Annotated in this window: 1 tRNA gene and 2 rRNA genes; all 3 read right to left on the bottom strand. The window is 46.8% G+C overall.

The annotated features are described in order from the left end of the window. A 23S ribosomal RNA gene (locus tag AAHF22_RS23790) occupies positions 1-235 on the bottom strand; the annotation flags it as partial. 155 nt (positions 236-390) lie between these two features. Continuing rightward, positions 391-466 (bottom strand) — tRNA-Ala (locus AAHF22_RS23785). Between the two features lie 114 nt (positions 467-580). Then, a 16S ribosomal RNA gene (locus AAHF22_RS23780) occupies positions 581-643 on the bottom strand; the annotation flags it as partial.

Genomic DNA, 643 nt, shown 5'->3' with positions numbered 1-643 from the left:
ACTCTTGTTTTCTCTTCCTGAGGGTACTTAGATGTTTCAGTTCCCCTCGTCTGCCTCTACACACCCTATGTATTCAGGTGTGAGTCACTGGAGATGAATCCAGTGAGGTTTCCCCATTCGGACATCCCCGGATCAAAGCTTGCTTACAGCTCCCCGAGGCCTTATCGTTGTTCGCCACGTCCTTCGTCGGCTCCTAGCGCCTAGGCATCCACCGTGTGCTCTTACTAGCTTAACCTAGTTGGTGGTCTTCCCAAAGGAAGAACCTAATCTTACATATTCTTGCTCCGATTCTGTTTACACAGAGAACAGATAAGAACAGTTTTCTAAAACGCGATGTTTCGTTTCGGTATCCAGTTTTCAAGGATCAACTTGGTATTGATAGTTTGTATATGGTGGAGCCAAGCGGGATCGAACCGCTGACCTCCTGCTTGCAAGGCAGGCGCTCTCCCAGCTGAGCTATGGCCCCATACAAATTCCATCAAAACTGAACAAATAGGAGTTTGAATCGACATCTTATAGATGTTTTGAAGCTTACGCTTCATATTTGAATGTCTTCATTGCAGAAGACGATTCTCCATAGAAAGGAGGTGATCCAGCCGCACCTTCCGATACGGCTACCTTGTTACGACTTCACCCCAATCAT

This window comes from Paenibacillus wenxiniae (genome assembly GCF_039822605.1).
Lineage (GTDB): Bacteria > Bacillota > Bacilli > Paenibacillales > Paenibacillaceae > Saccharibacillus > Saccharibacillus wenxiniae.
The sequence above is the reverse complement of the archived record's forward strand: the minus strand, read 5'-3'. Positions and strand labels throughout refer to the sequence as shown.